5 protein-coding genes are annotated in these 4,506 nt (G+C 64.3%); 2 read left to right on the top strand and 3 right to left on the bottom strand.

Going from position 1 to position 4,506, the window contains the following annotated elements; all coding sequences use genetic code 11:
- Window positions 1-345 precede the first annotated feature (345 nt).
- Complete coding sequence (locus T398_RS26535; RefSeq protein ID WP_496450540.1) at window positions 346-873, top strand: hypothetical protein; 528 nt, start codon at window positions 346-348, stop codon at window positions 871-873.
- A 270-nt stretch (window positions 874-1,143) separates the two neighbouring features.
- Here the strand turns inward: T398_RS26535 and T398_RS26530 are convergent, their stop codons facing one another.
- The 3 genes from T398_RS26530 to T398_RS26520 form a co-directional block, all read right to left on the bottom strand.
- Window positions 1,144-1,545 carry a tyrosine-type recombinase/integrase gene (locus tag T398_RS26530; RefSeq protein ID WP_496450539.1) on the bottom strand — a complete coding sequence of 134 codons (402 nt, stop codon included), beginning with the start codon at window positions 1,543-1,545 and terminating at the stop codon, window positions 1,144-1,146.
- A 242-nt stretch (window positions 1,546-1,787) separates the two neighbouring features.
- Window positions 1,788-2,957 carry a saccharopine dehydrogenase family protein gene (locus T398_RS26525; RefSeq protein ID WP_496450538.1) on the bottom strand — a complete coding sequence of 390 codons (1,170 nt, stop codon included), beginning with the start codon at window positions 2,955-2,957 and terminating at the stop codon, window positions 1,788-1,790.
- Complete coding sequence (locus T398_RS26520; protein ID WP_496450537.1) at window positions 2,950-4,014, bottom strand: saccharopine dehydrogenase; 1,065 nt, start codon at window positions 4,012-4,014, stop codon at window positions 2,950-2,952. Before T398_RS26520 ends, T398_RS26525 begins: the two co-directional genes overlap by 8 nt.
- A 135-nt stretch (window positions 4,015-4,149) precedes the next feature.
- On the opposite strand from T398_RS26520, the gene T398_RS26515 reads away from it, so the two are divergent.
- The coding region (locus T398_RS26515; protein WP_496450536.1) for a helix-turn-helix domain-containing protein at window positions 4,150-4,506 on the top strand (357 nt) is incomplete at its 3' end.

Genomic DNA, 4,506 nt, shown 5'->3' with positions numbered 1-4,506 from the left:
CGGCGGGTCACGGTGGCGGCCTGGTGGCGGCTACCGCGCCTCCGGCGGGGGCGCTCCGGCTCCGAGATGGCCGGGGCTTCGTGGGCGGGTTGCGGGCTCGTGGGTGGTTGCGCAGGGCCATCCCGCCAGCCGACGACCCGGGCGAGCCGAGCAGACCACCACCCGACCCGCCAGCGTCCGACCGTGCGTCAAGGCCGTCTTGACGTGGCGGGCCGGGCGGAGGCCCGCTCCCCAGGAGGGCGGGTCGACGGCAGACGGGATGGCACTCCGGAAGGAGGGCGTTGCAGCTCGACGGGGTGCTGTAGATTTCTATCGGTAGATCAATCTATGGAAGGGGAGTGGAGTTTGGAACCCGTCGCATTCTTTTGGCTTGGAATTTTGGCCTCCATTCCCGTCGGGATTTTAGTTAACCTGGCATCTCCCCATCTGCAGATGCTGTTCGCGAGGCGTTCGGATGAATGGAGGAGTCGCCTAACGCGGAGAGCGGTTGAGCATGAGGCGCTGGTCAAGTGGTTCGCCAGCAATCAACGGGCTTTCATCGTATCCGTTCTTCGTAGTGTGGCCTCGCTACTCTTAACCCTGTTCGCCCAGATTGCAATCCTCATATCCGGTGCATTCCTCTTTTATTTGAGGAATGGGGTCCCTCGGCTTGCGGTTGTGCTCTACATCTGGGTTATGCTGATTTTCTTTATTTTCTTATTCTTGGCATTCTGGCAAGAATTTAGGAAGTTGACGTCTATGATTAGTGATGTTGCGCAAGAGGCTGGCTGGCCTGTTGCCGCAACCCTCAGGCCTAATTTTGTACCTCGCAAGGGAATGTCGGCGTTCAGTCCGACCGCGCGGGCTTGTGGCAGCTCCGATGGTGCTGATTGATCACTACCGGGACCCTGGTGGTTGAGTGACTAACAGGGTGACGATCGGGGTGTACTTGGCCGGACATCCGTGGACGACAACGGACATGAACGCCAGTGTAGGCCGAGGTCGGCCCAGGTAGAGTCGCCCTGATCGTTGCCTGGGGGTCAAGGGGTCGTCGGTTCGAATCCGGCCGTCCCGACAGAAATGAAGCCCTGACCAGCGAAGATGCTGGTCAGGGCTTCGACTTTCTTCGATGAGTTTGTGAACCGCCCCCCGGAAACCCCCCGATTACTGGGGGCGGCAACCAGGTTTGTCATCCATGTTCATCGTCGTGCGTCGTGCGTCGTGCGTCGTGCGGTGTGGGGACGTCCGCCTGTGGTCAGCGCCGAGCCGCTCGAGGACGTCGGAGACGTCCGGTGCTTGGAGGGGCTTGGCGATGTAGTACGTGTCGGTGACGTCTTCGCTGGAGTGCCCAAGCTGTGCTGTGGCGCTTTTGGTGTCTGCTTCTTCCTTGATGAGGGTGGCCACGGTCTTGCGGAAGGTGTGGGGGGTGACCCAGGCGAGGTCGGTGTCTGCGCGGGCTTGGCGCCATTGCCGGCGAACGTTGTTGGGTGATAGCCAGGTGCCGCGTCGAGGCTCTTGCGGGTGCCCAGAGCCGTCAACGCGCCAGCGTCTCGGGCGGCCCGCCACTTCAGCACGTGTGAGTGGTAGAGGCCTTCCCGGCGCAGGATCGCCACACTCTCACCCGAGGCTTTGCCGCGTCGTACTCCGCCACGATCCGCAGCTTGTACTCCGCGGTGAATGTCCGACGCTTCGGCCGTCCGCCCTGCTCACCGGATGTGCTGGGGTGGTGTCACGATGATCCTCTTCCTGTTACACGTCGAGCCTAGCTCACTCGGGAAGGCTGTTTCATCTCAGCCTGAGAGATAGGGCTACCGGGAGGAGCCTCTGTCACTTTCGATCCGGCGGGTGAAAGATATTCCGTGCTCACGCAGGCCCGCCAACCAGCGGCTGGTCTCGGCGGTGTCGCCGCCGGCGCGGCGCAGACCAGTCCCGGTTCGTCCGTCCAGCACCTCGCAAACGCCGACGGCCAGGGAAACCGAAACGCATGTGGCCATCGCGCTCTCTGCGTCATTGCCAACCATGTCGAGCAGGTACTCTCCGTGCCAGGAGCGCCCGGTCGCGCCGCTGAGGGTGAGCGCCACGGTGAGTACCACTCGGTCCCGATCCATGCTGGTCGTGGGATAACGGGCGGCAAGGGTGTTAGCGAGTTCCCGGATCTTTACCGCGTCCTCGTCGGCGAGTACGTCGAACACCTCGGACCAGGCCTGATGCCATCCGGCGAGGCGTAGAGTGCCGCGCACGAACTGGCGAAGCCGCCAACTCGGCGGAATGTGGTACTGGGTGACGAACGGCAGGCTGTCCCGGTTCGGGTACACCTCGAACGCTTCGCCTGCAACGATATGCCGTTTAACGGCCTCCCAGGGCCGATCGACGACGCGCTCGGCACCGCCTTCGATGTGGCGCGCTGGGGTGCGCAACGCGGCCAGAACGCCGTGCGGCGCCCAACTGAACCGGTACCGGAACCCGTTGGGCTTCTCGGGGATGCCACCACAGTACGAGGTGAAGACGGCGTCCGCCGGGTCGTCGCCTGTTTCGGTGAGAGACAGTGCTATCAGATCGTGGGCGAAGAGATGATCGATGCCCGGGTCGAGGCCGGCTTCGGTCAGGACCGTGAGCCCGCGCTCCGCCGCCTGCATGGCGAGGTGGGCGATGCTCTCAGAAACGTAGCTGGAGCAGGCAAAGTGCGCTCCGCGGCGCAGGCACAGCTGCAGCAGGCTGACATGCTCGGTGGTCGGCAGCATTGACACCACCACGTCCCCCGGACCGACGGCGGACTCCAGAGCGTCAGCGGAGAGGGCGTTGGGATGCACCTGCCCGCGTAATCCCAGTCGCTCGATGCAGGCCTGAACCCGATCTGGTCGGCGACCCCACAACATCACGCGGTTCGCCCGGTTGGCCAAGACGCGCAGCCCACTGCCGGTGGACAGGCCTGCACCGACCCAGTGCAGAGTGCCGCTTGCTCGAATCGGTTTAGACATCGGCAAATCCTCCACTTTCTTCATTCTGGACAAGTGCTCGTTCAAACGCCCCCCGGCAGCGTTGCCAGATTGGACCGAGTTCGGCCAGCTGAGCCAAGAGCGGCGATAAGGCGGCGGAGAAGGCAATGCTGGACTCGACCGGCAGCAACGATGGCAGGTTGTCGATAGCGATGACGTCGAGCGGAGGGTCGGCGTGCAGGCGCTGGACCGGGTCGGACCAACTGGTCGCGGACTGGATGACTGGCAACGCGTTGCACGGAGAGGTGATGTCGCATGTGACGTCACTGATGGTATGTAGCCGCCGAGCTGGATTTGCCACGTCCTCGACGCGGACGAATGAATCAATCGGTGCGGTGGTGAAGATCGTGTTGACCAGCATGTCGTGACGCAGCAGCGTTGTCCGATCGAGGGCCCGCGTCTCCGCTACGTCCCACGCGGTGACCTTCGCGTCGGCCACGGCTGCGGCGGCGCAGGCACCGCTGCCGCAGCGGCCCCGTGCACCGAGCACGAGTACCCGCTGGATCTCCGCGTCGTCGGGCGAGCGGAGCGCGGCGTCGAGGGCCGCTTTCGTCGTGGGTGAGAGTGGGCGGGGCAGCCGTCCTCGCGCATGGAGTAAGGCCAAGGCGGCGCCGACGTACCCGGCCCAGTATCCGAAGGCGACGAGCCGACGTCCAGATTCGTCTACGAGGTGTTCCAGATCCAGCAGCGTACCGCCGCCGAGCGCGAAGCGGCGGAGCAGTTTCTTGCTATCGCGTTGTCCCTTGAACGCGTGACCGAAGAAGATGTGCCGGTGCCTCAGCGCGGCCGGCTGAGCTGGCAGTTCCTTCAGCCCGAGGATGTACGCGTCGGCCGGCGCGTCCACCCAGCTGCCTGCAGGCGCGACGTGGCAGCCTACCTCGGCATACATCGACGCCGGAAAGATCCGCTGTGCAGAGGGCTCGACGTGGATCCGTAGACCGTTCGTGATCAGCGCGCACGCGTCCTGCGGCGTGATCGGCGTGCGTTGCTCGGTCGGACGATTCTCATGACGCACCCATAGGGTCACCTGATCTGCCATGTGGTGTCCTCTCTTGCCGAAAGGGCTGTCGCGGATACGGTCCTTCAGAGCCGTGCCCGGCTCAGCCGATCAAGTGCCGGACTAGTGTCTCGTGATTCTGTTGTGTTTACGTGATGGTTGTGGTCTGCTGTCTTGGTGGAGTTGACGGCGGACGAGTTGGTCGAGCTTCGGGCGTTGATCAACAGTGGTGAGGTGGCGGCTGCGGTCGGGACGCGGGCGCGGATTGTGTTGTGGCACGCCGAGGGCCGGCTGAAGAAGGACATCGCGGTGTTGGTCGGTGTGTCGCGTCCGACGGTGGACCTGTGGTTGGGTCGGTATGCGGCCGAGGGTGCCGCTGGCTTGTTCGGTCAGCGGCCTGGTGGGTCGCGGGAGCAGGTCCCTGCCCGGATCAGGGCGCGGGTGTTGGCGTTGACCCGGATGAGCCCGCCGGCCGGGACTGGTCTGTCGCACTGGTCCAGCCGGGAGATGGCTGCCTACATCACCCGCACGGAG

It is taken from the genome of Salinispora goodfellowii, from assembly GCF_059570675.1.
The sequence above is the reverse complement of the archived record's forward strand: the minus strand, read 5'-3'. Positions and strand labels throughout refer to the sequence as shown.

Bases quoted from the DNA above. Each gene is read 5' to 3' on its own strand.
- T398_RS26520 (WP_496450537.1), bottom strand. From the start codon at position 4,014: ATGGCAGATCAGGTGACCCTATGGGTGCGTCATGAGAATCGTCCGACC.
- T398_RS26525 (WP_496450538.1), bottom strand. From the start codon at position 2,957: ATGTCTAAACCGATTCGAGCAAGCGGCACTCTGCACTGGGTCGGTGCA.